The sequence below is a fragment of the Streptomyces seoulensis genome, assembly GCF_004328625.1.
Taxonomy (GTDB): domain Bacteria; phylum Actinomycetota; class Actinomycetes; order Streptomycetales; family Streptomycetaceae; genus Streptomyces; species Streptomyces seoulensis.
In genome coordinates, this window is the sequence record NZ_CP032229.1 from 635,410 (window position 1) to 659,280 (window position 23,871).

Here is a 23,871-nt window from a genome sequence, read left to right on the forward strand (position 1 = left end):
TCCGGCTTGGTGGAATGTTCACACACCGTCTTGGTCATTTCATTGCCAGATCCCGGCAGTTTTTACGCTTCTTTTATGCCGTCTTCTCGCCGGACCGGTTCGGCGTCCCGGTGGCCGCCCACGTCATCCGTTCGGGGCCAGGACGCGTGATCCGTGGTCACGGGGTTACTCGTGCGACAGTGCGCGGGCGGACCCCGTCCGCGCCGGGTGTTGCGCGAAGGAGGAAACCGTGGCCATCCGGTACCAGCTCATCCGGCGTCCGCCGGCCGCCGTGTGGAAGGTGCTCGAACAGCCCTCCTGCTACGCGGACTGGGTCGTGGGCACCCACGAGACGGCACCCCGCGAGGGCGACTGGCCCGAGCTGGGCTCGTCCCTCGCCTTCAACGTGAAGATCGGCCCGCGCCGCGTCGACGGCTACACCGTGGTGCGCCGCTACGAGCCACCGCGGTACCTCGAACTGGAGGCCAAGGTCCCCCTCGGCAGCGCCCGCATCGCCATCGACGTACGCGACTGGGGCGGCGAGTCCCTCGTCATCGTGGACGAACACCCGCTGCGCGGGCTGGGCGGCAAGCTGCACAACGTCGTGCTGGACACCGTGATCCAGCTCCGGCACCGGGACATGCTGAGCCGGCTGGCGAGGCTGGTCGAGCGGCAGAGTCCGCGCCGCACCGACGCCGAGGAGGCGGGCCATGGCTGACGCGGTGGTCATCGGCGCCGGACCGAACGGGCTGGTCGCGGCCAACCTCCTGGCGGACCAGGGCTGGAGCGTGGAGGTGCTGGAGGCCCAGGACCGGCCCGGCGGCGCCGTCTACAGCGACAGAGGGGTCCACCCCGACTTCGTCAACGACGTCTTCAGCTCCTTCTACCCCCTGGCCGCCGCCTCCCCGGTGATCGACGGGCTCCGGCTGGAAGACGAGGGGCTGCGCTGGACGCACGCCCCGCAGGTGCTGGCCCACCCGCTGGCCGACGGCCGCTGCGCGGTGATCGACCGGGACCTGGACGTCACCGCCGAGGGCCTGGACGAGCTGTGCCCCGGCGACGGCCGCTCCTGGCGCGCCCAGGTCGGCACGTGGGACCGGGTCGGCCACGACCTTCTGCAAGCGCTGTTCACCACGATGCCGCCGGTGCGGGCGCTCGCCGGGCTCGGTCTGAAACTGCGCGGCGGCGGCGCGCTGCGCCTGGCCCGCTCCATGCTGCTGCCGGTGCGCCGCCTGGGCGAGGAGGAGTTCGACGGCGAGGGGGCCAGGCTGCTGCTCGCGGGCAACGCCCTGCACGCGGACCTGGGCCCGGAGTCGGCGATCGGCGGCGGCTTTGGCTGGCTCATGTCGATGCTCGGCCAGCAGTTCGGCTTCCCGGTACCGGTGGGCGGCGCGGTCGGCCTCACGGACGCGCTGGTCAGCCGTCTTGAGCGGCGTGGCGGTGTGATCCGCTGCGGGGAGCCGGTGACGCGGATCGTGGTCGAGCGGGGCCGGGCCGTCGCGGTCCGCACGGCGGGCGGCGACACGGTACCGGCCCGGCGCGCCGTCCTCGCGGACGTCTCCGCGCCCGCCCTCTACGGCGACCTGATCGCCCCCGAACATCTGCCCTCGCAGGTCCTCGACGACATGCGGCGCTTCCAGTGGGACTTCGCCACCTTCAAGGTCGACTGGGCGCTGGACTCCGCCGTCCCGTGGAAGGCCGGGGCGGCGAGCGGCGCGGGCACCGTGCATCTGGCGGACAGCGTGGACGACCTGACCCGGTTCGCCGCCCAGATCGCCATGGGGCAGATCCCCGACAAGCCGTTCCTGCTGGTGGGACAGATGACCACCGCCGACCCGACCCGGTCGCCCGCGGGAACCGAGTCCGCCTGGGCCTACACCCATCTGCCACGCGTGGTGCGCGGCGACGCCGGGGACACCGGGCTCACCGGCTCCTGGGACGCGGCCGAGCGGGAGATCATGGCGGACCGGATGGAGCAGCGCGTCGAGCAGTTCGCGCCCGGCTTCCGCGCCCGGGTCCTGAGCCGGCGCGTGCTGTCGCCGCCCACGCTCCAGTCCGAGGACGCCAATCTCAGCGAGGGCGCCCTCAACGGCGGCACCACCGCCCTGCACCAGCAGGCGGTCTTCCGGCCCATCCCGGGCACCGGCCGCCCCGAGACGCCGGTCCGGGGGCTGTACCTGGCTTCTTCCTCCGCGCATCCCGGCGGCGGGGTGCACGGCGCCCCCGGCGCCAACGCGGCGCGGGCCGCGCTGGGCATCCGCCGGTCCTTCGCGGACGTGATGTCCCTGGTGCAGCGGACCCTGACACGCGGAAGCGGAGCGGCCGCGGTGGGAGACCGCTGACCGCCCCGCTCCGGGCGGGCCCTCGCGGGCTCAGCCCTCCAGGCTCCGGATGATCGCGGAGGAGAAGGCGTCTAGATCGCCGGGGTTGCGCGAGGTGATCAGGGGGTGGCCGCCCGCGGTGTCGACCACGACCTCCTGGTCCGTCCAGTTGGCGCCCGCGTTGACCAGGTCGTCCAGCAGGGACGGGTAGGAGGTCATGTCGCGGTCGTCGGTGAGTTCGCTGTTCACCAGCAGCCAGGGGCCGTGGCAGATCGCCGCCACCGGCTTGCCCTCGCGCGCGAACGCGGTGACCAGACGCTGGGCGTCCTCGTCCACGCGGAGCTGGTCGGCGTTGAGCGTGCCGCCGGGGATGATCACCGCGTCGTAGCCGTCCGAGGTCGCCTCGGAGAGCGTGGTGTCCGGATCGACCTTCTCACCGGGGTCCTTGTCGGAGACGAGCGTGGCGATGGCCTCCGGTTTCTGCGCCGCCACCACCACGCGGGCACCCGCGTCGCGCAGGGCGGCCACCGGTTTCGTCAGTTCGTCTTGTTCCGTCCCGTAGTTCGTCGTGAGAACGAGGACGCTCTTGCCGTCGAGAGCCATGGGTCCGTACTCCTCCGGTCTCCCCCTGCTTCCCGGTGCGGACATCGCCCGTGGCGGCGTCCGGCGCCGGTCTTACCCGCTCCGGCTGCCCCTTTGGCCCCGGTTCATTCGACGGCGGCCGGAATCCTTTCCAGCACCCCGCCGGCGAACACGTCGTACAGCGGCAGGGTCTCCAGGTGGACGTACCCGATGTGGCAGTCGCAGCTGGTCAGCGGGCAGGGGCGGGGGCGCAGCGCGGCCCGGTAGGAGCCGTCGTAGAGGTTGCCGAGTTCGGCCGGGACGAAGTGGCAGCGGCGCACCGTGCCCTCGCCGTCCACCGAGATCACGGACTCACCGGTACGGCACGGCAGCCCGGCGCTGGCGTGCGGGTGCCGGCTGTACGGGAAGAGTGGGTCGATCCCGGTCCACACCCCGGCCTCCGCGTCGTCGTAGGTGCGCCCCTCGGCCGCGTTGACCCACAGGTACACCCGCTCCGGCAGCTCGGCCCGCAGTCGCCGGGCCGCGTCGAGGTGCTCCGGCAGTCCGACGATGCCGACGCTGTACCGGACCCCGAGCCGCTCCAGCTCCCGGCACTTGCCGAGGAACCGGTCGTACGGCGTCTGGCCGGGGTGGTAGGTGCACCAGAGCGCCAGGGTGTCGCGGTCGGCGTCGGCCAGCCAGTCGGTGCGGCAGCTCAGGTTGGTCTGGATGGCGACGCGGCGGATGTGCGGCTGGTGGGAGAGCTCGGTGAGGGCGCGCCGGTACCAGGAGCGCACCAGCCCCTCGCCCCAGGGGGTGAACAGCACCGAGAGCCGGTCCTCGGTCCTGCCGCCGGCCCAGTCGGCGAACCGCTCCAGGCTCGCCCGGTCGGCCCGCAGCTGCTCCCGGCTGTCCCGGCGCTTGGCGAACGGGCAGTACGGACAGTCGTAGTCGCAGGAGGCCAGCGGCCCCCGGTACAGCAGGGTCAGGTCCATGACGGGCGGCTCACTTGCGCTCGTAGGCGGCCATCGCGGCCCGCACGGCCGGGGAGAACAGCTCGGGGCCGAGCGCGTCGGAGTGCGCCAGCCCCTCCGGGGTCAGCCGCAGCACCGGGCCGGACTCCAGCCAGCCCAGCTCCACGAACCGCGCCAGCTCGGCCGGGAAGTCCCCGTCCGGGGTACGGCCGCCGAACCGGGCGCGGTAGTCGGCGACCGGCAGCCCGTCCGCCTGGAGCAGCGACTGGAGCAGATGGCGGCGGCGCGGCTCGTCCCCGGTCATCGGGTACCCGTACGCGGCGTGCGCGAAGTCGGCGGCGGAGCGGGTGACGTAGTCGTCGATGATGTGCCGGATCTCGTGCATGCCGACGGCGTAGTCGAAGGAGTAGTGCAGCCCGGCGGTGTACGAGCGGGCGCCGCAGCCCAGGCCGATCATGCCGTCGGTCTGGCAGGCGTAGTCGTCGGCGCCCTCGGCCGGGGCGTCGGCGCGGCGGAACATCCGCATCGACCGCTGCTCGTAGCCGTGGGCGAGCAGATGGTCGCGTCCGGCGCGGTACAGCCGGAGCCGCTGCTCGTCCCACTCGGGGTCGGCTCCGACGGCACGCCGTCCGAGGCCGGTCAGCGGGCGTATGTAGAGCGGGTAGAGGTACAGCTCCTCGGGCCGCCACGCCAGGGCTGCGTCCAGCGAGCGCAGCCAGCTGTGCTCGGTCTGCCCGTCGATGCCGTAGATCAGGTCGATGTTGAGCACGGGTATCCGCGCGTCCCGCACCCGCCCGAGCGCCGCCTCCACGTCGGCCCGGCGCTGCGGGCGGACGGCGGCCCGCGCCTCGGTGTCGTCGAAGCTCTGCACACCGAGGCTGAGGCGGGTGGCGCCCCGCTCGGCGAGGACTGCGAGCCGGTCGGCGGTGGCCGTGGCCGGGGACGCCTCCACGGAGAGCGGCACGGCACGCAGGTCGGCGCCCATCCGGTGCTCGGCGATGTCGCAGAGCCGGGTCAGCTCGGCGGCGGTGAGGAAGGTCGGGGTGCCGCCCCCGAAGGCGGCGGTGGCGAACCTGACCGGCTCCCGCTCCCCCAGCGCCTCCCGCACCGCGCCCGCCTGCCGCTCCAGCGCGTCGAGATAGGCGCCGGTGAGCCCGTCGGGGGCGCCGATGCGGGTGAACAGGTTGCAGAACCCGCAGCGCACCTCGCAGAACGGGATGTGCAGATACAGCGAGAGCGCGTCCTTGGGCTCGTCCGCCCACAGTTCGCTCAGCAACGGCCGGTCGGGGCGCTGCCGGTACGCGGTCTTGTGCGGGTAGGCGTACACATAGCTCTGGTAGGGGGCCGGGGCGGTCGCGGTGGTCATCGGGCCGCCTCCTGGTCGAGCAGGAAGTGGGCGTAGGGCACGGTCCACACCGACTCGTGGCCGATGCGGTGACCGGTCCAGCCGTCGTCGCCGTAGGCCGTGCCGTGGTCGGAGCAGACGAGGGCGAGGCAGGGGCGGCGGCTGCTCATGGCGGTGAAGAGGCGGCCGATGTGCCGGTCCACGTACTCCAGCGCGGCGGCGTGGGTGGCGCGGGAGTCGCCGTCCTCCTTGCTCGCGCCGGGCAGATGGAACCAGTTGGGCTGGTGCAGCGCGGAGACGTTGACGAAGAGGAAGAGCGGCTGCTCCGGTGCCGTCCGGGCGGCGATCTCCTCGGCGCGGGCCACCTGGGACTCGAAGGAGGTCGGGGAGGAGACCCCGAACTCCGGCTCCCAGTGCGACTCCTCGAAGAGTCCGGGCAGCACCGAGCCGAGCGCGCCCTGCTTGTTGAAGAAGCCCACTCCCCCGACGCATGCCGTGCGGTAGCCCGCCTCGGCGAGTCCGGAGACCAGATCGGGGGTGTCGTAGACGAAGGTGCCGTCGGCCGTGGTCTCGCTGCCCGCGAAGGCGGCGGCGAAGAGGCGCGGGTGGCGGCCGGGTTCGGCCGGGGTGGGCAGGAAGCCGGCGAAGATGGCCTGGTGGGAGGCGTAGGTGAAGCTGCCCGGCGCGTGCCGCTTCTCCCAGCGGCCGCCGGGGAGATGGCGGGCCAGGTTCGGGATGCGGCCGGCCTCGGCGAGTTCGGCGGCCACGTCGAAGCGGAGCGTGTCGAGGGTGAGCAGCAGGATGTCGTGGCTGCCGACGATCTGGTTCATGTCCGGTACGCCGGGGGCCACTTCGGGCAGGCGGGCGGTGGCCTGGTCAGGCGCTGGCATGGGTGGTTCCTGTTCTGTGCGGGTGGTGCGGGCCGGGCCGCCCGGTGAGCGGGGCCCGGCGCAGAGCGGCGGCGACCTGCGCCGCGTAGGTGTCGAGGCCCTCGGCGCCGCTGCCGGGCAGGCCGGTGAGCCGGGGCAGCAGATCGCCGAAGGCGTTGACCTCGCCGACGAAGGCGCGGCGCCAGCCGACGGCGGGCAGCAGGTCGACGCCGACGCAGAGGGTGTCCGGGAAGCAGGCCGCGGCCCGCTCGCAGATTCCGAGCACCTCCGGCCAGCGCAGGCCCGCGCTCTCGGCCGCCTGCCGGGTCCCGGCCAGGTCGCCCCGGCGCCCGCCGAGGTGGAGGTTGGTGAGTGGTCCGGCGCTGGTGCGGACCACCGCGTGGGTGGCGCGGCCGTCCACCACGACCACCCTGAGGTCGGCGGCACGGCCGCCCTGGGACGCCTTGGGCACCCAGCGCTCCAGGTGCAGGCCGTCCGGGGCGAGGGCGTCCACCATGGCGGCGATGTCCCGCTCCCGCTGGTACCGGCGCACCTTGAGGGAGTTGAACAGCCGCCCGTCGGGGCCGAGTTCGACGGAGGTGGTCGCCCTGATCCGGCCTCCCCCGGCCGAGTCGACGGCGAGCACCCCGGAGGCGGACGAGCCGTGCGCGGGCTTGACGAACAGCCGGGGCATCCGGTGCCCCCGCATCAGCGCCCGCACGTCGTCCCAGCCGCGCACCGGGGCGCCGGCCGCGCCGGAGGTGGGTGACTCCGGCACCGGTACGCCCGCCGCCGCGAGGACCGCGTGACAGCGCCGCTTGTCGAACATGACGGCCACGTCGTCGGTGCCGTCCAGCCGGATGCCGCCGCGCAGCGTGCCCAGGGCGGCCGTGAAGCGCCGGTACCAGCGGGCGGTGCCCTCCACGCGGGTCGGGTCGGGCATGTCCCGCAGGAGCAGGTCGACCTCGGGGTCCTCGCCGGGCGAGTCCACCCGGACGATCTCCCCGGCGCCGAACTCGGCCCCGCCCGCGCGCAGGACGTCCAGCCAGGCCACCACGCGGGGCGCGGGCAGCCCGGCGGCCCGGACGGCCTCCGCGAACAGGGTCACCCTGCGGCCCCCGGGGTTGCCCACCACCGCGAAACACCGGTTCATGGCCTGCCGCTCACTCGCCGATGGCCACGAAGCGCTGCACGGTGCCGTCCTCGTTCTCGTACGAGTCCGCGTCGTCCTCGTCCAGGTCGAGCCGGACGCCCGCCGGTTCCAGCGTCTCGCGCAGGCGCTGCTGGAGGGGCTCGGTGATGTAGTGGTGGTGCAGGTCGAGGAAGTTGAGGTGGGTCAGCGGCCGGCCGGCGAGCAGCGCGGCGGCGCCCTCGTCGCCCAGGGTGCCCATGGAGAGGTCCAGCGTCTCCAGCCGGTCCACCACGGGTGCGGCGGCGACGGCGACGGCGATCTCGTCCTGTATCTCGCTGTTGCGCAGCCCCAGATGGCGCAGGGCGGGCAGCCGGGTGCCGGAGAGGATCGGCTCCAGGTCGGACACCGTGGTGTCGGCGCCGTACATCGAGTCGCCGAGCCAGAGTTCGAGGTGCTCCAGCGCGGGGAGGGTGCTGCCGCCGACGCCCCGCACGACCTCCATGGGCAGTCCGCCAGTCTCCACGACCAGCTTGCGCAGCGCGGTGTGCTCCAGCGCGGGGAACTCCAGCCCGGTGCCGCCGCGCACGCCGAACTCGGCCAGCTCCGGGAAGCCGGTGAGCAGGGGGGTGACGTCGGTCTGCTGGATCCAGGAGAGTTCGGCCTCCTCCATCACGAGGTCGCCGAGGAACAAGGCGCGCAGGGCGGGCAGCCGGTCACGGGCGGCGAGCAGCGCCGATATGGCGGCGGAGGAGTCCGTCTCGTACGCGTCCGTCCAGGCGCCGACGAGCAGCGCCCGCACCCGGGTGGTGTCCACGGTGTCGAGGAAGCGGGCGAAGGCGTCCACCCACTCCTCGTCCGCGTCGTACACATCCCCGGCGACCCGCCAGGCGACGGCGTCCGGCTCGGGCAGTTCGGCCTTCGCGCCGGGTCCGGGAAAGGCGAACGCGGGGAGGCCGTACAGCTCCTCCAGGTGGTGACCGATGGTCATGCGGGCTGCTCCTGACGTGCGATGGGCGCGAACGTGTGCGGTCCACGGCGTACGCGGAAAGTTCTACCAACTCGCACTGACAACCGGTCACCGGGCTGTGGACAACTACTCGCCGGCCGGCGCCTCACGCAGCGACTTCGCGGTGACGCCCGGGTCGTACCCCTCGGGGACGCCGTCCACCAGGATGATGTCGCCGGCGATGTGCCGGGAGCGCAGCGGGGCGATCTCCCGGTAGGCGGGCGAGTCCCACCAGGCCCGCGCCTCGGTGATCCCGGGGAACTCGATGATCACGACATGCCCGGCCCACTCCCCTTCTTTCACCTCGTGCTGGGCACCGTGCACGAGGAAGCGGCCGCCGTACGGCTCGAAGGTGGCGGTGACGCGCTCGATGTACTCCGCGATCTCGGAGTGCGGCGCGGCCTCGCGGAGATGGGCTACGGCATAGGCGGGCATGGGTCCTCCATGGCGTGAGCGATCGTCGGATCTTCGCACCGGCGATGCTCGCACCCCCGCCGACCGGCGTCGATGGGTCTGCGGGAGATCGACAGCGACACGCCGGGGAGCGAGATCCATCCCGTCCGCCGGGCGGCACGTGTGCTAGTCTTTCTCTTGTTGCAGTTGTGGTACCCATGAACTTTATGTGCGCCTGACGGGAAATGTTTTCTCTTTGGGCGCATTTTGTTTTCCGGCATCTTCCGGATGGGGCCTCTGCCATCAGAAGGAGAAAGTCATGGCACAGGGAACCGTCAAGTGGTTCAACTCTGAAAAGGGTTTCGGCTTCATCGAGCAGGACGGTGGCGGTCCGGACGTCTTCGCCCACTACTCGAACATCGCCACCCAGGGCTTCCGTGAGCTCCAGGAGGGCCAGCGGGTCAGCTTCGACGTCACGCAGGGCCAGAAGGGCCCGCAGGCCGAGAACATCGTTCCCGCCTAATCGCAGGACGCGTATTCCGCTCACCGGGGTCCGCACCGTCATGGTGCGGACCCCGGTTTGTGCTGTGTTGAGGAAGGCAGTAACCGCATGCCCCGCAGGTATCAGAAGCCGAACCGCGGCTCGTCGCCGTCCCGGCCCTCGTCTGCTCCCCAGGCTCCCCAGGAATTCCGCCTGCCGGAGAGCACGACGCCCGCACTGCCCGCCGTCGCTGAGTTCGCCGACCTCGACATGCCCGCGGCACTGCTGAAGACGCTCACCGCGCAAGGGGTGACCACCCCCTTCCCGATCCAGGCCGCCACGCTGCCGAACTCGCTGGCCGGCCGGGACCTCCTGGGCCGTGGCCGCACCGGCTCCGGCAAGACCCTCGCCTTCGGCCTCGCCCTCCTCGCCCGCACGGCGGGGCAGCGCGCCGAGCCCAAGGCCCCCCTGTCGCTCATCCTGGTGCCCACCCGTGAGCTGGCCCAGCAGGTGACCGACGCGCTGACCCCCTACGCGACGGCGGTCAACCTCCGGATGGCCACGGTGGTCGGCGGTCTGTCGATCACCAAGCAGGCCGCCACGCTCCGGCGCGGCGTCGAGGTGCTGGTGGCCAGCCCCGGCCGCCTCAACGACCTGGTGGAGCGCGGCGACTGCGTGCTGCACGACGTCGGCATCACGGTGCTGGACGAGGCCGACCAGATGACCGACATGGGCTTCCTGCCGCAGATCACCCGGCTGATCCAGCAGGTGCGCCCCGACGGCCAGCGGATGCTGTTCTCGGCCACGCTGGACAAGAACATCGACAAGCTGGTGCAGCGGTTCCTCACCGACCCCGTGGTGCACTCGGTGGACCCCTCCGCCGGTGCGGTCACCACGATGGAGCACCACCTGCTCCACCTCCAGGACGAGACCGACAAGAAGGCCGTCACCACGCGCATCGCGGCCCGTGACGGCCGGGTCATCCTGTTCCTGGACACCAAGCGCTCCGCCGACCGGCTCGCCAAGCGGCTGCTCTCGGTCGGCGTCCGCGCCGCCGCCCTGCACGGCGGCCGCTCCCAGCCGCAGCGCAACCGCGCCCTGGAGCAGTTCAAGACCGGCGAGATCACCGCGCTGGTGGCGACGAACGTCGCGGCGCGCGGTATACACATCGACGACCTCGACCTCGTCGTGAACGTCGACCCGCCCACCGACCACAAGGACTACCTGCACCGCGGCGGCCGCACCGCCCGCGCGGGTGGTTCCGGCAGCGTGGTCACGCTGGTGCTGCCCGAGCAGAAGCGGGAGGTCAACCAGCTCATGTCGGCCGCCGGCATCCGCCCGAAGACCGCCCGCGTCACCTCCAGCGCCCCGGAGCTGGCGACCATCACCGGCGCCCGTGAGCCCTCCGGCGTGGCCGTGGTCATCGCCGCCCCGGAGCCGACGCCGCCGAAGGCACGTCCGGCCCGCAGGTCCGGTGCCGGTGCCGAGGGCGCCGGCCGAGCCAACCGCCGGCGCCGTCCGGCCGGTGCCGGCGAGACCGCGGGCGGTCAGAACCGCAAGCCCGAGGGCCGGTCCAAGCCGGGCGCGGCGAGCGGCGCCACCGGCACGTCCGGTGGGCGCGGCACGGGCCGTCGTGCTAGCGCCGAGGGCGCCAAGGGCCAGGGCGCGTCCGGCCGTCGTGGCGCCGGGGGCGCGGCTCCCGGCAAGGCGGCCGCGCGCGGTACCGCCCGCAGGGCGCCGGGTGAGCGCTCGGCGGGTTCCGGCGGCTCGGACCGCCGTGGCGGGCGCCGCCCGGCCGCGAGCTGAGCCGAGCGAGACAGAACACCCCCCGACCGGGCCGGTCGGGGGGTGTTCCGCGTTACGGGGTCACTTCCGCCGTGGCAGGCGGACCACCTGGACGAAGAAGTCGTCGATCTGACGGACGGCGGCGATGAACTGGTCGAGGTCGACCGGCTTGGTGACGTACGCGTTGGCGTGCAGCTTGTAGCTGCGGAGGATGTCCTCCTCGGCCGCCGAGGTGGTGAGGACGACCACCGGGATGTCCGCCAGGTCCTGGTCGGACTTGATGCGCTCCAGGACCTGACGCCCGTCGTACTTGGGCAGGTTCAGGTCCAGCAGGATCAGGTCGGGCCGGGGCGCGCCGGCGTGGTCGCCGCGCCGGTAGAGGAAGTCGAGCGCCTCCTCGCCGTCGCGGACCACGTGCAGTGTGTTGCCGATCTTGTTGTCCTCGAACGCCTCCCGGGTCATCAGCTCGTCACCGGGGTCGTCCTCCACCAGGAGGACGTCGATCGGGGTGGCGTCGGGAGTCGTCATGTGAGGGCCTTTTCCTGGGTGATGCCGGGCTCGTCCGGGGCGGTGGCCACGGGAAGGGTGAAGCGGAAACGGGTGCCGCCGGTGTACTCGGTGTCCAGCCAGATCCTGCCGCCGTGATGTTCCACGATCTTCTTGCAGAGCGCCAGTCCGATGCCGGTGCCACCGTAGGCGTCCCGGCTGTGCAGTCGCTGGAAGATGACGAAGACCTTGTCGGCGAACTCGCCGGGGATGCCGATGCCGTTGTCCGAGACGCTCACCTGGACGCTGCCCGGCTCGTCCGGGTCGGGCTCGCAGACGACGGTGACCTGCGGGGCGCGGTCGGGGTGGCGGAACTTCAGGGCGTTGCCGATGAGGTTCTGCCAGAGCATCGCGAACAGGGTCGGGTCGCCCACCACCTCGGGCATCTCCTTCGGCCGCTCGACGCGGGCGCCGGACTCCTCCACGGCGGTGGCGAGGTTCATCATCGCCTTCTCCAGCGACTTGTCGAGGCCGACGGGCACCCGGTCGTCGGTGAGCCGGCCGACGCGGGAGAAGGTCAGCAGGTCGTTGATGAGCACCTGCATGCGCTTGGCGCCGTCCACCGCGAAGTCGATGTACTGCCGGCCACGGTCGTCCAGCTTGTCGTAGTACCGCTTCTCCAGGAGCTGACAGAAGGAGGCCACCTTGCGCAGCGGCTCCTGGAGGTCGTGGGAGGCGACGTAGGCGAACTGTTCCAACTCCACGTTGGAGCGGCGCAGCTCGACCGCCTGGGCGTCCAGGTCGGCGGCCTGGGTGGTGAGGACGCGCTGCTGGGCGTGGGAGGCGTCCAGCTCGGCCACGATCCGCCGGCGCATGCCCTCCACGTCGTCGGCGACGGCGGTGAGGTCGGCCGGGCCGCCGCCGGTGATGACGTGCTCGAAGTCGCCGCCCGCGACCCGCCGGGAGGCGGTGCGCAGCCGCGCCAGGGGCTGGGTGACCAGCAGGCGTACGAAGACGGCGAGCGCGACGCCGGTCAGCAGGAACGCGGCGACCATGCCGACGAGTACCGAGTTGCGCAGCGTGCGCTCCTGGGCGATGTGGGCGCGGCCGTCGTCCACCATGCGGGTCATGTGGGCGTTCTGCCTGGCCCAGCTGACGCGCAGCTTGTCGAAGTCCTGCTTGCCGTTCTCCACGGTCCGCAGGTCGACGGCCTTGGGCTTGCCGGGGGTGACGGAGGCGACGAGCGGTTCGGCGTAGGTGAGGCGCCACTGGGCCGCCTGCCGCTCCACCGTGGTCAGGTCGTCGCGCATCTCGGGCTGGTCCGCGACCAGACGGCGCAGCCGCGCCGCGGACTCCGACTCGTTCTTCTTGCCCTCGGTGTAGGGCTTGAGGAAGCGTTTGTCGGCGGTGATGGCGTAGCCCCGGATACCGGTCTCCTGGTTGACCATGGCGGACTGGAGCCGGTACGCCTCGGTCTGGGCGGGCTGTACGCCCTTCAGCAGGGAGTCGGTCGCGTCGGCCGTGCGGTTGAGCAGGTTGGCGCCCACCACGGTGCCGACGAGCACCAGGAGGGTCATGAGCGACAGCACGAGGTAGAACCAGCCCTGCACGGTCAGGCGGCGCCCGGTCCACGGCTTGCCCGCGAGGTTGTTCACCCTGTGCTCCGTACCGACTCGTCACTCACGCGTCCCACTCGTTTCTCTCGTCTCACGTTTCTCAGTTCCAGCTCACATGGACGACGGCGACGTCGTCCGCGAGCCCGCCCTGTTCCTCGGCCAGCCCCTCGGCCTCGCCGATGAGCCGGTCCACGAACTCGTCGGGCGCCAGTCCGGCCGCCTCCCGGGCGAGTTCCAGCAACCCCTCCTCACCGAGGCGCTGCGGGCCACGGCTGACGTGCCCCTCGAAGAGCCCGTCGGTGAAGAGGACCACGGAGGAGCCCGGCGGCACCAGGAGTTCCGCGGTGGGCCAGCGGGCGCCGCCGGGGATGAGGCCCAGCGCGGGCCCGCCCGGCACCTCGACCCAGTCCACTTCCCGCGCGCCGCGCAGGAGCAGCCCGTGGTGGCCGGCCCGCACCACGGTGGCCCGGTGCTCGCCGGGTACGGCGGACAGGCTGACCAGAGTGGCGAAGACCTCGTCCCGGGCGCGCTCGGCGACCAGGATCTCCTCCAGGCGGGCCACCTGTTCGACGCCGGTGATACCGCTGAGGACCAGTGTGCGCCAGGCTATCCGCAGGGCGACACCGAGGGCGGCCTCGTCCGGGCCGTGCCCGGAGACGTCCCCGACCAGGGCGTGCACGGTGCCGTCGGCGCTCTGCACGATGTCGTAGAAGTCGCCGCCGAGCAGCGCCTGGGCGCGGCCGGGGCGGTAGCGGGCGACGACCTGGACGCCGTCGGCGCGCAGCAGCGGGCGGGGCAGCAGACCGCGTTCCAGGCGGGCGTTCTCCTGAGCCTGCATGAGGCTGGCCTGGAGCGCCACGGCCGCCTGCTCGGCCTGCTTGCGCTGGATCGCGTAGCGGACCGCGCGGCCGAAGAGTTCGGGTTCGACGCGGCCCTTGACCAGGTAGTCCTGGGCGCCCGCGGTGACCGCGGACAGGCCGGTCTGCTCCTCGGCGAGCCCGGTGAGGACGACGATGGCCACCTGGTCGGCGTGCGCCTTGACCAGGGAGACCGCTTCGAGACCGCTCGCGTCCGGCAGGTGCAGGTCGAGGAGTACGCAGTCCGGGCGCTCGGTGGCGAGCACCCCGGCGGCCTCGGACATCGACCGCACCCAGCGCAGCCGCATCTTCAGGGCGCTGTCGGCGACCAGTTCCTCGACCAGCAGCGCGTCACCCGGATCGTCCTCGACCAAGAGGACCGACGGCTGTCGCCCGTCCCACTCCGTGTCGATCCCGCCCACGGTCACCGGCATCAGCTCATCGGCATCAGCCCGCGACGTCACCATGGTCACGCCCTTTCCGCTCCGCTCGTGCCGCCCGTCGCCAGAAGTTGTCGACCGACAACATTGGATGAGCATACTCAGTGCGAAGATCCGGGCGTGACCAGTCCGGGTGACATCATTCACCCATCCGGACTCGAACGCGACGGCATGGTGCCTGTCAGTGAGTTTTCACCCCTCGAAGCGATAGCCCATACCCGGCTCGGTGATGAGGTAGCGGGGGTGGGAGGGGTCCGCCTCCAGCTTCCGGCGGAGCTGGGCCATGTAGACGCGAAGATAGTTGGTCCGGTCGCTCAGGGAAAGTCCCCAGACCTCGCGCAGCAGGTGTTCCCGGCTCACCAGGCGGCCGGGGCTGGTGACAAGAATCTCCGGCAGATGCCACTCGGTCGGCGTGAGGCGGACGTCGAGGCCGTCGCGTACGGCCTTCTTGGCGGCGAGGTCCAGGGTGAAGCCGGCCGTCCGCACCAGGGTGGTCTCCGGGGCGGCCCGGCCGGCCTCGGAGCGGCGGACGGCGGCGCGGAGCCGGGCCAGCAGCTCGTCCATGCTGAACGGCTTGGTGACGTAGTCGTCGGCCCCGGCGTCCAGCGCGGCGACCTTCTCCTCGGACGCCTGGCGGGCGGAGAGGACGAGGATCGGCACCCGGCTCCGGCCGCCGCGCAGGGACCGTATGACGTCGGCTCCGTCCATGTCGGGCAGTCCGAGGTCGAGGACGACCACGTCCGGCCCCCGATCGGCGGCGAGCCGGAGCGCGGTGGCGCCGTCGGGGGCCGCGTCGACGGCGTACCGGCGGGCCTGGAGGTTGATCACGAGGGCCCGTACGAGCTGCGGATCGTCCTCCACCACGAGCACCCGTGTCATGGACGCGCGCCCTCCCGTCGTACGCCTTCAGTGGACCGAGGGCAGCAACCTACGGCATCGGGGCGGGAGCGGGCGGTCCGGGTGCGTCTTCCGGACACCGGGGCGCCCGGTCAGTGCCGGGCCACCAGGGCCTTGAGGGCGATGTTCAGCTCCAGCACGTTGACGCGGGGCTCGCCCAGGAAGCCCAGGGCGCGGCCCTCGGTGTGCGCGCGGACGAGCCGGGCGACCTCGGGAAGGGGCAGGTGGTTGCGAGCGGCGACACGGTTCGTCTGGAGCCGGGCGTACGCCGGGGAGATGTCCGGGTCGAGGCCGGAGCCGGAGGAGGTGACCGCGTCGGCGGGGACGTCCGCCGGGCGCACCGGGCGGCCGGGTACGGAGTTGTCCCGGACGACGGTGGCCTTGGCGTCCTCCACCCGCTGGACCAGGATCTTGTTGTCGGCGGCGAGGTTGGTGGCCCCGGAGAGCAGCAGCGCGTACCGGGTGTTCTCGGTGTTGGTGCCGAGCCCGGCCGCGGGACGCCCCTGGAACCACCTGAGATCCGGCTCCGCCGTCTCCTGCCCCTTCTTCAGGGGCAGCGTGTACGACTGCCCGATGAGGGAGGAGCCGGCGACCCGGCCGTCCGCCCGGACCTCGGAGCCGTTCGCCCGGCCGGGCATCAGGAGCTGGGACACGCCGGTCACGGCGAGGGGGTAGAGGACGCCGGTGACGAGGGTGAGCACGAGCAGGGCGCGCAGGCCCGCGCCGAGGGACCGGAGCTTGCCGGTGAGGGAGGTGTTCATGGTCAGCCGATCCCGGGGATCAAGGAGAGGAGCAGGTCGATGAGTTTGATGCCGACGAACGGCGCCACGAGGCCGCCGAGTCCGTAGACGGCGAGGTTGCGCCGCAGCAGGCGGTCGGCGCTGACCGGCCGGTAGCGCACTCCGCGCAGGGAGAGCGGGACAAGCGCGATGATGATCAGCGCGTTGAAGACGACGGCCGAGAGGATCGCGGAGTCGGGCGAGGCCAGCCGCATGATGTTCAGCCGGTCGAGCCCCGGATACACGGCGGCGAACAGCGCCGGGATGATCGCGAAGTACTTGGCCACGTCGTTGGCGATGGAGAACGTGGTCAGCGCGCCCCGGGTGATGAGGAGCTGCTTGCCGATCCCGACGATCTCGATGAGCTTGGTCGGGTCGGAGTCCAGGTCGACCATGTTGCCGGCCTCCTTGGCGGCCGACGTGCCGGTGTTCATGGCCACGCCGACGTCCGCCTGGGCCAGCGCGGGGGCGTCGTTGGTGCCGTCCCCGGTCATGGCGACGAGCTTGCCGCCCGCCTGCTCCCGTTTGATGAGGGCCATCTTGTCCTCGGGGGTGGCCTCCGCGAGGAAGTCGTCGACGCCCGCCTCCTCGGCGATGGCCTGCGCGGTGAGCGGGTTGTCACCGGTGATCATGACGGTACGGATGCCCATCCGGCGCAGCTCGGAGAATCGTTCCCGCATGCCGTCCTTGACGACGTCCTTGAGGTGGATGACACCGAGCACGCGGGCGCCCCGGCGGTCCCGCACCGCGACCAGCAGCGGAGTGCCGCCCGCGCGGGAGATCCGGTCGACGGCGGCTTCCGTGTCGTCGGCGACCGCGCCGCCCTGCTCGCGCACCCAGCGCAGCACCGAGGCCGCGGCCCCCTTGCGGACCCCGCGCCCGTCCACGTCGACGCCGGACATCCGGGTCTGCGCGGTGAACGCGACCCACTCGGCGCCGGCCAGCTCGCCCTGGTGGCGCTCGCGCAGTCCGTACGCCTCCTTGGCGAGGACGACGACGGAGCGGCCCTCGGGCGTCTCGTCGGCCAGCGAGGAGAGCTGGGCCGCGTCCGCGAGTTCGGCCTCGCTCGCGCCGGCCACCGGCACGAACTCGGCGGCCCGGCGGTTGCCGAGGGTGATGGTGCCGGTCTTGTCCAGCAGCAGCGTCGACACGTCACCGGCCGCCTCGACGGCCCGGCCCGACATGGCCAGCACATTGCGCTGGACCAGCCGGTCCATGCCCGCGATGCCGATGGCGGAGAGCAGGGCGCCGATGGTGGTGGGGATCAGGCACACCAGCAGGGCGACCAGCACGACCATCGTGAGGTGGGTGCCCGCGTGGGCGGCGAACGGCGGCAGCGTGGCGCAGGCCAGCAGGAAGACGATGGTCAGCGAGGCCAGCAGGATGTTCAGCGCGATCTCGTTGGGTGTGCGCTGCCGGGCCGCGCCCTCCACCAGTCCGATCATCCGGTCGATGAAGGTCTCCCCCGGCCTGGTGGTGATCCGGACCACGATCCGGTCGGAGAGCACCTTGGTGCCGCCCGTGACGGCGCTCCGGTCGCCCCCGGACTCCCGGATGACCGGCGCCGACTCGCCGGTGATCGCGGACTCGTCCACCGAGGCGACGCCCTCCACGACGTCGCCGTCACCGGGGATCACGTCGCCCGACTCGCAGACGACCAGGTCACCGACGCGCAGCTCGGTGCCCGAGACGTGCTCCTCGGCCGTGCCGTTCAGCCGGCGGGCCACGGTGTCCGCCCTGGCCTTGCGGAGGGTGTCGGCCTGCGCCTTGCCCCGGCCCTCGGCGACCGCCTCCGCGAGGTTGGCGAAGAGCACGGTCAGCCAGAGCCAGACGCTGATGGTCCAGCCGAACCAGTCGGTGGGGTCGGTGACGGAGAACGCCGTGGTCAGCACCGAGCCGATCCACACCACGAACATCACGGGCGACTTGACCATGACCCGCGGATCGAGCTTGCGGAAGGCGTCGGGCAGCGATCTCAGCAACTGCCGGGGATCGAACAGGCCCGCCCCGACCCGGCCCTCTCCGGAAGGACCCCCCGGCCGCCGCCTCGTCGTGCGGCACGCGGGTGGGAGTGGCTGTGGACATGGCGGCCTCTGGGTCGTGGGAACGGGTGGTCGGCGCGTCGGCGCGGGTGGTGGGCTCGCCGGTACGGGGAGGTGTCATGCCAGCCCCTCCGCGAGCGGTCCCAGCGCCAGCGCCGGGAAGTAGGTCAGGCCGGTGATGATGAGGATCGCCCCGACCAACAGCCCCGCGAACAGGGGCTTCTCGGTGCGCAGGGTGCCCGCGCTCTCCGGGACCGGCCGCTGCGCGGCGAGCGAGCCGGCCAGCGCCAGGACGAACACCATCGGCAGGAAGCGGCCCAGCAGCATGGCGAGCCCGGTCGTGGTGTTGAACCAGTCGGTGTTGGCGTTCAGCCCGGCGAAGGCCGAGCCGTTGTTGTTGGCGGCCGAGGTGAAGGCGTACAGCACCTCGGAGAACCCGTGCGCGCCCGGGTTGAGCATCGAGTGCGGCGGGGTCGGCAGGGCCAGCGAGGCCGCGGTGAAGACGAGGACCAGCGCGGGGGTGACCAGGATGTAGCAGGCGGCGAGCTTCATCTCGCGCGCGCCGATCTTCTTGCCCAGGTACTCGGGGGTGCGGCCGACCATCAGACCGGCGAGGAACACCGCGATCACGGCCATGATCAGCATGCCGTAGAGCCCGGAGCCGGTGCCGCCGGGCGCGATCTCGCCCAGCATCATCCCGAGCATGGCGATACCGCCGCCGAGCCCGGTGAAGGAGGAGTGGAAGGAGTCCACGGCGCCGGTGGAGGTGAGCGTGGTGGACACCGCGAAGAGCGCGGAGCCGCCGACGCCGAAGCGGACCTCCTTGCCCTCCATGGCGCCGCCCGCGGCCTGGAGCGCCGGGCCGTGGTGGCTGAACTCCGCCGCCGTCATCAGGGCGGTGAAGCCGAGCCAGATGGTGGCCATGGTGGCGAGGATGGCGTAGCCCTGCCGGACGCTGCCGACCATCAGGCCGAAGGTGCGGGTCAGCGAGAACGGGATGACCAGGATCAGGAAGATCTCGAACAGGTTGGTGAAGGGCGTCGGGTTCTCGAAGGGGTGGGCGCTGTTGGCGTTGAAGTAGCCGCCGCCGTTGGTGCCCAGCTCCTTGATGGCCTCCTGGGAGGCGACCGCGCCGCCGTTCCACTGCTGGGAGCCGCCCATGAACTGGCCGACCTCATGGATGCCGGAGAAGTTCTGGATGGCGCCGCACGCGACGAGGACCAGCGCGCCGATGACGGCGGCCGGGACCAGGACGCGCAGCGTGCCGCGCACCAGATCGGCCCAGAAGTTGCCCAGTTCGCCGGAGCGGGACCGGGCGAACCCGCGCACCAGGGCGACCGCGACGGCCATGCCCACGGCGGCGGACACGAAGTTCTGCACCGCGAGCCCCGCCGTCTGCACGACATGGCCCATGGTCTGCTCGCCGTAGTACGACTGCCAGTTGGTGTTGGTGACGAAGGAGACGGCGGTGTTGAAGGACTGCGCCGGGTTCACCGAGGAGAACCCGAGCGAGCCGGGCAGCAGCCCCTGGAGCCGCTGGAGCAGGTAGAGGAAGAGGACCCCGGCGAGGGAGAAGGCGAGCACCCCGCGCAGATACGCCGGCCAGCGCATCTCGGTGTCGGGGTCGGCGCCGATGGCCCGGTAGATCCAGCGCTCGACGCGCAGATGACGGCGCGAGGAGTACACCGTGGCCATGTAGCCGCCGGCGGGTGCGTGGACGAGGGCCAGCCCGCCTATGAGCGCGAGGAGCTGGAGCACGCCCGCGAGTACGGAACCCATGTCTGCTCTCAGAACCTCTCCGGGAAGATCAGGGCGAGGACGAGATAGCCCAGCAGGGCGACGGCCACGACCAGGCCGACGGTGTTCTCGGCGGTCACAGCTTCGTCACCCCCTTGGCGACGAGTGCCACCAGCGCGAACGCCGCGAGCACGGTGACGACGAAGGCCAGGTCGGCCATCTTGGGACTCCTGAACGGACTCGGTGTCGAAAGGACTCGGTGTCGAAAGAGGAACCCTTCGAGGAAACCCCTGCTCCGAGGGGTCGGAGGCCCACGTTGACGCCTCCCTTACGTGTGGGGGCGCGGCTTTGACGGGTCTCTGACGGGGACGGGGTGCGCGGGGGCGGAGCGCGGCGCCCGGAGTGCGCTTCCCTCGATCGACTGAGTTTGGGAACGGCGCTCCTTGGCGCGTCTGGCCGAGCGGGGGACGGGAACACACGTTCCGGAATTCGGGTCGACGGAGCCGTAACAAGGCGGGTGTCCGGGGCGTTTTTAGAGCACCAGTTCACTTCCCACCCGGATGGAGGAGGTCGACGACATGAGTACGTTCGCCCCCGGTTCCGCCCACCTCACCTGCCGCGCGCTCGTCGTCGACCGCGAGGGGCGGGTCCTGCGGGTACGAGACCCCGCGGAGCTGCCCGGCGCGCGGGCCGGTGCGGGCGACCGCACCTTGCTGGACGCCGCGCTGCGAGCGGTGACCGAGCGGACCGGGCTCGCCCGGAGCGACCTGTGTCTGACCCCGGAGCTGCTGACCACCCCGGTCCATGTCGAGACGGTCGGGCCGGCGCATTACGAGGTCACGTTCGCCCTGTACTTGTCCCGCGAGCTGCCCGAACCGCTGCCCGACGCGGACTGGTCACCGGTCGAGCAGGTCGACTCCGGCTACCTGCGGAACAGGTTGAGCGGGCTGAAGCTGCACGGTAAACCGGAGCCGGTGAACGCCTCGGCGCTGATCCACGACGGCGACGGCCGCTACCTCCTCCACCTGCGCGACAACATCCCCGGCATCTGGGAGCCGGGAGCCTTCGCCCTGCTCGGCGGCGGCCGGGAGCCTCAGGACCGCACCCTGGAGGACACCCTCCGCCGCGAGCTGGCCGAGGAGGTGTCTGGGCTCGACCTTGCCGGTCTGGAGCCGTACGCCGTGGAGGAGGCCACCGGTACCGACGGGCTGTGCGTGCCGGTCCAGGTCTTCTCCGGCCGCTGGAGCGGCGATCCGGACGGGGTGGGGCTGACCGAGGGGGTGCTGCTGCGCTGGTTCCGCCCGGACATGCTGCACCGGCTGCGGCTGAGCCCCGGGACGCGTGATCTGATCCTGCGCCACGCGGCGGGCCCGGCCGCGCGGGCCCCGGTGATCCCGCGTCCGGCGAAGGCACCGGACGCGGGCGGCACCGAGCTGAACATCGTCGGCGTCCATCTGTACGCCGAGGACGCCGACGGCCGCGTCCTGCTCGGGCTGCGCCACCCCGACTCGGCCTTCGCGGGCTCCACCTGGCACTTCCTGGCCGGGCACTGCGAGCGGGAGTCGGCCGCCGCGTGCCTGGTGCGGGAGGCGTACGAGGAGGCCGGGCTGCTGATCGACCCCGCCGACCTGGAGCTGGCCCATGTGGTGCACGTGCTGCACGGGCCGAGCGCGCGGCCGCGCATGCAACTGGTATTCCGCGCCCGCCGCCTGGGCGGGACACCGTGGCTGCGGGAGCCCGACAAGTGCCTCGCCTGGCGCTGGTGGGACCCGGACGGGCTGCCGGAACCGCTCGTGCCCTACGCCCGCACGGTCATCGACGGCATACGTGCCGGCCGTGGCTACTCGGAGACCGGCTGGTGCCCGGCATGAGCGGGCGGCAGCGGTACACGGTGCCCGTGGACGTCCACCTGATCCTGCGCCGGGAGACCGGCGCCGGTCCGGAGGTGCTGGTGTCGCGCCGGGCCGGGCCGGTGTACGCGACCGGGCTCTGGCAGCTGCCCTCCGGGCACCTGGACGGCCCGCACGAGGACGTGGTCGACGCGCTGATCCGGGAGGCGCGGGAGGAGACCGGTGTCGTCATCGGCCGGGCCGACGTGCGCGCCGCCGTCACCGTCCACCACCGCGCGCCCGTCGGTTCGGCCCGCGTCGGCTTCTTCTTCGAGGTGCGGCGCTGGACGGGCGAGCCCCGCGTCGTGGAGCCGGACGTCTGCGACGCCATGACCTGGGTCCCGCTGGACGAGCTGCCCGCCGAGACGGTGGCGTACTGCCGGGCCGGTCTGGACGCGTACCGGTCCGGGGAGCGTCTGGCCGTGCACTTCCAGCGGCCGGGCGACCCGATCGCCCACGACCCGGCGGCGGACCGGCGCCAGGCCGTCCCCGGCGTCGATCCACTGCCCGCCCAGCGGAGTCCGGCCCCGCCCCACCCCTTGGAGACGCATCGTGAGCAGTGAGGCCCTGCCCGTCCGCCCCCGGCACCTCGGCGGCGCGCACCCCGGCACCGCGCCCGTCGCACGACTCGCCACGCCCGCCGACGCGGAGGGCATCGTCCGGCTCCGGTCCTCCTTCGTCCTCGCCGAGCCGCTGCCGGAGGAGTGGGTCGTCCGCTCCGGCGCCGCGCTGGCCGCCCGGCTGGCCCCGGACGGCGACGCGCGGGCCTCGGTCGTCGACGCCCCGGACGGCACGCTCGCCTCCTGCGCCCTCGCGCTGCTCCACCCCGTGCTGCCCGAACCGGCGTCGCCCGCCGGGCGGGCGGCGCGGGTGCACACGGTCGCCACGCATCCATCGTGGCGCCGCCGGGGACACGCCCGGTCGGCCCTGACCACGCTGCTCGGCCGGCTCCGGGCGGAGGGGGTGGCACCCGTGGAGGCCGACACGCCCAGCGCCGTGGGGGCGCTCTTCCGTGCCTCGGGATTCTGCGGCAGCCTGGCGCCCATGCGGATGACATGGCCGGAGCCGGTGGCCCGGGGGCGGGTGGACGAGCGGACCGGCCATGTGTGGCTGCCGCCGGAGCAGTACGCCGAGACGGTCATGAAGGCCACCGGATTCGCCTGCGTCCTCTTCACCGACCTCCACGACCGGCCCGTCCAGCTGCACGGGGTCTACAGCGCGACCCACCCCTGGCAGTTGGTGGGCGGCACGATGGACCCCGGTGAGCGGCCGTGGGAGACGGCCGTGCGGGAGTGCCGGGAGGAGACCGGCATCGAGCTCGCCGGCCCGCCCCGGCTGCTGGCCACGGTGTACGGGCTGCCCGGCGCCGAGTGGCCGTACAGCACGATGGGGCTCGTCTTCGACGGCGGGCGGCTGGACGAGGCGCGGCTCCGGGACATCGTGCTGGACCCGCGTGAGCACGACGAGGTGCGGGTGCTGCCGCTTCCCGAGTGGCGGCCGCTGATGCCCCCACGGGACTTCGCGCGGCTCGGCGCGGTGATGGAGGCGCGCCGCACCGGTGTGGCGGCCTACTTCGACACCTGGGACTGGGGGACGGAATGAGCGTCGTACTGATGTCGGACCAGCGGGTGGCGGCGGTCCCGGTGCGGGAGTGCGGCGAGCCGCTGGTCGACGTCCGGGCGCACGGCGCGCTCCGGGTCGACCCGCGCAAGGAGGACGGCTCGGGCGCCTTCGCGTATCTGCGCCAGGGGGTGCTGCATCGCCTGCTGCACGCCCAGTCGCTCCTGCCGGACGGGATGCGGCTGCTGTTCGTCGAGGGGTACCGGCCGCCCGGTCTCCAGCACCGGTACTTCGAGGAGTACGCCGCTGTGCTGGGCCGGGACAACCCCGGCTGGTCCCAGGAACGCGTCCGGGACGAGGCGAGCCGGTTCGTCTCCCCGCCGGAGATAGCCCCGCACAGCGCGGGTGCCGCCGCGGACCTCACCCTGATGGACGCCGACGGCAACGAACTGGACCTGGGCACCCGGATGAACGCGGACCCGGTGGAGAGTGAGGGCGCCTGCTACACCTCGGCCACCAACATCGGCGCCGAGGCCACGGCCCACCGGAACACGCTGGCCCTCGTGCTGTCGGAGGCGGGGCTGGTCAACTACGCCACGGAGTGGTGGCACTGGAGCTGGGGCGACCGTTACTGGGCGCTCCAGACGAACAACCCGACCGCGCCCTACGGCCCCACCGAACCGGAAGCCATATAAGCCGCATATCGCCCCATCGCTGGCATA

The 23,871-nt window shown here is 72.5% G+C and carries 22 protein-coding genes and 1 pseudogene; 8 read left to right on the forward strand and 15 right to left on the reverse strand.

The genetic code is table 11. From position 1 onward, the window contains the following. The first annotated feature begins 229 nt into the window (after positions 1–229). Positions 230–697 (forward strand): SRPBCC family protein, encoded by a 468-nt coding sequence (locus D0Z67_RS02940; RefSeq protein WP_031181841.1) that lies wholly within the window; start codon positions 230–232, stop codon positions 695–697. Beyond that, complete coding sequence (locus tag D0Z67_RS02945) at positions 690–2,321, forward strand: phytoene desaturase family protein (RefSeq protein ID WP_031181842.1); 1,632 nt, start codon at positions 690–692, stop codon at positions 2,319–2,321. Before D0Z67_RS02940 ends, D0Z67_RS02945 begins: the two co-directional genes overlap by 8 nt. Positions 2,322–2,351: 30 nt before the next feature. Here D0Z67_RS02945 and D0Z67_RS02950 read toward each other — a convergent pair whose 3' ends face one another. From D0Z67_RS02950 to D0Z67_RS02980, 7 genes are all read right to left on the reverse strand, one after another. Beyond that, positions 2,352–2,903, reverse strand: coding sequence for a type 1 glutamine amidotransferase domain-containing protein (locus D0Z67_RS02950; protein WP_031181843.1), 552 nt, complete (start codon positions 2,901–2,903; stop codon positions 2,352–2,354). 104 nt (positions 2,904–3,007) lie between these two features. Beyond that, positions 3,008–3,856, reverse strand: a complete 849-nt coding sequence (locus D0Z67_RS02955) for an STM4011 family radical SAM protein (RefSeq protein ID WP_031181844.1) — start codon at positions 3,854–3,856, stop codon at positions 3,008–3,010. A 10-nt stretch (positions 3,857–3,866) separates the two neighbouring features. After that, a complete protein-coding gene (locus tag D0Z67_RS02960; RefSeq protein WP_031181845.1) occupies positions 3,867–5,201 on the reverse strand; it encodes an STM4012 family radical SAM protein in 1,335 nt (444 codons plus the stop codon). After that, positions 5,198–6,010 (reverse strand): STM4013/SEN3800 family hydrolase, encoded by an 813-nt coding sequence (locus D0Z67_RS02965; protein WP_031181846.1) that lies wholly within the window; start codon positions 6,008–6,010, stop codon positions 5,198–5,200. The genes D0Z67_RS02960 and D0Z67_RS02965 overlap by 4 nt, the downstream gene beginning before the upstream one ends. A 46-nt stretch (positions 6,011–6,056) precedes the next feature. After that, entirely contained in the window at positions 6,057–7,202 is a 1,146-nt protein-coding gene (locus D0Z67_RS02970; RefSeq protein WP_051887806.1) for an STM4014 family protein, read from the reverse strand. Positions 7,203–7,212: 10 nt separating this feature from the next. After that, positions 7,213–8,169: an STM4015 family protein gene (locus D0Z67_RS02975; protein ID WP_031181848.1), complete on the reverse strand. Its 957-nt coding sequence runs from the start codon at positions 8,167–8,169 to the stop codon at positions 7,213–7,215. 105 nt (positions 8,170–8,274) lie between these two features. Beyond that, positions 8,275–8,622 carry a DUF1330 domain-containing protein gene (locus D0Z67_RS02980; protein WP_031181849.1) on the reverse strand — a complete coding sequence of 116 codons (348 nt, stop codon included), beginning with the start codon at positions 8,620–8,622 and terminating at the stop codon, positions 8,275–8,277. 277 nt (positions 8,623–8,899) lie between these two features. Between D0Z67_RS02980 and D0Z67_RS02985 the strand changes: the two genes are divergently transcribed. After that, entirely contained in the window at positions 8,900–9,103 is a 204-nt protein-coding gene (locus D0Z67_RS02985) for a cold-shock protein (RefSeq protein ID WP_007502648.1), read from the forward strand. Between the two features lie 87 nt (positions 9,104–9,190). Further along, positions 9,191–10,867 carry a DEAD/DEAH box helicase gene (locus tag D0Z67_RS02990; RefSeq protein ID WP_037775327.1) on the forward strand — a complete coding sequence of 559 codons (1,677 nt, stop codon included), beginning with the start codon at positions 9,191–9,193 and terminating at the stop codon, positions 10,865–10,867. A 60-nt stretch (positions 10,868–10,927) separates the two neighbouring features. On the opposite strand, the gene D0Z67_RS02995 is transcribed toward D0Z67_RS02990, so the two are convergent. The 8 genes and pseudogenes from D0Z67_RS02995 to kdpF form a co-directional block, all read right to left on the reverse strand. Then, positions 10,928–11,374 (reverse strand): response regulator, encoded by a 447-nt coding sequence (locus D0Z67_RS02995; RefSeq protein WP_031181851.1) that lies wholly within the window; start codon positions 11,372–11,374, stop codon positions 10,928–10,930. Beyond that, positions 11,371–12,909, reverse strand: a complete 1,539-nt coding sequence (locus D0Z67_RS03000; protein WP_051887833.1) for a sensor histidine kinase — start codon at positions 12,907–12,909, stop codon at positions 11,371–11,373. The genes D0Z67_RS02995 and D0Z67_RS03000 overlap by 4 nt, the downstream gene beginning before the upstream one ends. Positions 12,910–13,048: 139 nt before the next feature. Further along, positions 13,049–14,272 carry a PP2C family protein-serine/threonine phosphatase gene (locus tag D0Z67_RS03005; RefSeq protein ID WP_031181853.1) on the reverse strand — a complete coding sequence of 408 codons (1,224 nt, stop codon included), beginning with the start codon at positions 14,270–14,272 and terminating at the stop codon, positions 13,049–13,051. Between the two features lie 165 nt (positions 14,273–14,437). Next, complete coding sequence (locus D0Z67_RS03010) at positions 14,438–15,124, reverse strand: response regulator transcription factor (RefSeq protein ID WP_031181854.1); 687 nt, start codon at positions 15,122–15,124, stop codon at positions 14,438–14,440. A 110-nt stretch (positions 15,125–15,234) separates the two neighbouring features. Continuing rightward, complete coding sequence (locus tag D0Z67_RS03015) at positions 15,235–15,903, reverse strand: potassium-transporting ATPase subunit C (protein ID WP_031181855.1); 669 nt, start codon at positions 15,901–15,903, stop codon at positions 15,235–15,237. 2 nt (positions 15,904–15,905) lie between these two features. Next, positions 15,906–18,006, reverse strand: a pseudogene (gene kdpB, locus D0Z67_RS03020) (potassium-transporting ATPase subunit KdpB). A 74-nt stretch (positions 18,007–18,080) separates the two neighbouring features. Next, complete coding sequence (gene kdpA, locus D0Z67_RS03025) at positions 18,081–19,742, reverse strand: potassium-transporting ATPase subunit KdpA (RefSeq protein ID WP_031181856.1); 1,662 nt, start codon at positions 19,740–19,742, stop codon at positions 18,081–18,083. A gap of 8 nt (positions 19,743–19,750) precedes the next feature. Further along, positions 19,751–19,840: a K(+)-transporting ATPase subunit F gene (gene kdpF / locus D0Z67_RS03030; protein WP_037775329.1), complete on the reverse strand. Its 90-nt coding sequence runs from the start codon at positions 19,838–19,840 to the stop codon at positions 19,751–19,753. Between the two features lie 438 nt (positions 19,841–20,278). Between kdpF and D0Z67_RS03035 the strand changes: the two genes are divergently transcribed. From D0Z67_RS03035 to D0Z67_RS03050, 4 genes are read left to right on the forward strand one after another with little or no spacing between them, the layout of a single operon-like run. Continuing rightward, on the forward strand, positions 20,279–21,571 hold the full coding sequence (locus D0Z67_RS03035; RefSeq protein ID WP_051887817.1) for an NUDIX hydrolase: 1,293 nt from the start codon (positions 20,279–20,281) through the stop codon (positions 21,569–21,571). Next, complete coding sequence (locus D0Z67_RS03040) at positions 21,568–22,152, forward strand: NUDIX hydrolase (RefSeq protein WP_051887835.1); 585 nt, start codon at positions 21,568–21,570, stop codon at positions 22,150–22,152. Before D0Z67_RS03035 ends, D0Z67_RS03040 begins: the two co-directional genes overlap by 4 nt. Further along, on the forward strand, positions 22,142–23,191 hold the full coding sequence (locus D0Z67_RS03045; protein ID WP_234312804.1) for a bifunctional GNAT family N-acetyltransferase/NUDIX hydrolase: 1,050 nt from the start codon (positions 22,142–22,144) through the stop codon (positions 23,189–23,191). Before D0Z67_RS03040 ends, D0Z67_RS03045 begins: the two co-directional genes overlap by 11 nt. Beyond that, a complete protein-coding gene (locus tag D0Z67_RS03050) occupies positions 23,188–23,844 on the forward strand; it encodes a M15 family metallopeptidase (RefSeq protein ID WP_031181860.1) in 657 nt (218 codons plus the stop codon). Before D0Z67_RS03045 ends, D0Z67_RS03050 begins: the two co-directional genes overlap by 4 nt. Positions 23,845–23,871 lie beyond the last annotated feature (27 nt).